The organism is Acidovorax sp. K2F (genome assembly GCF_025246485.1).
Taxonomy (GTDB): domain Bacteria; phylum Pseudomonadota; class Gammaproteobacteria; order Burkholderiales; family Burkholderiaceae_C; genus Acidovorax; species Acidovorax delafieldii.
Genome location: NZ_JAOBSQ010000094.1, coordinates 1 through 1421 on the forward strand (window position 1 = coordinate 1; position 1421 = coordinate 1421).

The following is a 1421-nucleotide window of genomic DNA, read 5'->3' on the forward strand; positions in this document are numbered from 1 at the left end:
TGAAAACCGGTGAGTGGGACGTGACCAACGCTGAAGCTCGCCAGCGGCTGCGCACTGCCATTGGAACGAAGAAGCTGAAGACGCGGAGCATGCAAGACCGGATGTTCAACACTTCTTCAGGCATTGGGCACAACAAGTTCGCCGTGTTGGTGGTCGACGATCAGCCTCAGGCCGTATGGACAGGAAGTACCAACTGGACGCCCACGGGCTTGTGCGCTCAGACAAACAATGCAGTAGTGTTTCGTTCCAGCGAAGTTGCGAGTCACTACCTGACCTATTGGAACCATCTATACAAGGACAAGCAGCCCGTGCCCGATCCCTTGTCCAAGGCGAACAACGCCAACCAGGGGGTCGATCTGCGAAAGGAAAACAGCACGCCTTCAGAAGCGGTTCTTGATCACGGAGCTACGCAGGTGCAGCTTTGGTTCTCGCCCAACACACCCACGCGGAAAACAGCGGCCACCCGCACTGTTCCTCCGGACTTGGAGATCTTGTTCGATCTCATGGCCAAAGCAAAGCACGCGATCTTCTTTCTTGTTTTCAATCCGGGGCGCACGGCAGAGCAGCAGGAGGACGCTAACACCGCCGTCTCTGCGGCTTTGGCTTTCGGGCGCCACAAACCGGGGTTGTTCATTGCTGGAGCAATCAGTGATCCCACTGCCATGCCGGGTTACCAGCCGCGCGACCCTGAGGACCCGAAGGTGACGCTTCCCGCCATCTACACACCTGCCGGAGCGCCCAACGTGTTGATGGTACGCGCGGCTGCGCTGCGGGATCCCGTGGGAAATTTCGACAGAGAACTGTTGAAGATCGGGCACGCCATCGTGCACGACAAAGTGGTGGTGATCGATCCCATGTCAGAAGCAGACTGCGTGGTGGTGACTGGCAGCCACAACCTTGGATTCAAGGCTTCCTACGCCAATGACGAGAACATGGCGATCATTCGAGGCAATAGGGCCCTCGCCTGTGCCTACGCGGTGCATGTGTTGGACGTTCACGAGCACTACCGTTTTCGTGCAGTCCAGGAGCAGATTTGGCGTGAAGCCGAACTTGCTGGCAAGAATGTGGAGAAGGCTGTTGACAAAGGATTCCTCAAAGAAAATGACACCTGGCAGGACAAGTACATGGCGCCAGGACAGTCAGATGTCCGTACATACCTCCTAGGTGAGTAGTAGGAGCAATAGGCGGAAACAACGGCTTGGCCGTTTCAGTGTTCAGCTCTCACGTGTGTCATTGAGGAGCGTAGGGCGCCTTCCTTCACGAAGGGGGCGCTTCGCTGAGCGATTCGCATATTGACTGGAGGCAATTGGCGATCGGTCTTCCGGCAGTTCAGCTCCGCAAAGGCCCCCTCACTGGCGAAGAGTTACGGTGGCGGATTTTTAGCTCTCCGATCAGCGTATTCCGGGCCATCTGAACACTAA

At 56.7% G+C, this 1421-nt stretch carries 1 protein-coding gene; it reads left to right on the top strand.

Annotated features, from left to right (window positions below):
• Positions 1-1172, top strand: a 1172-nt coding sequence (locus N4G42_RS25390; protein WP_260669169.1) for a phospholipase D-like domain-containing protein, incomplete at its 5' end; no start/stop codon positions are given.
• Between the last annotated feature and the right edge of the window lie 249 nt (positions 1173-1421).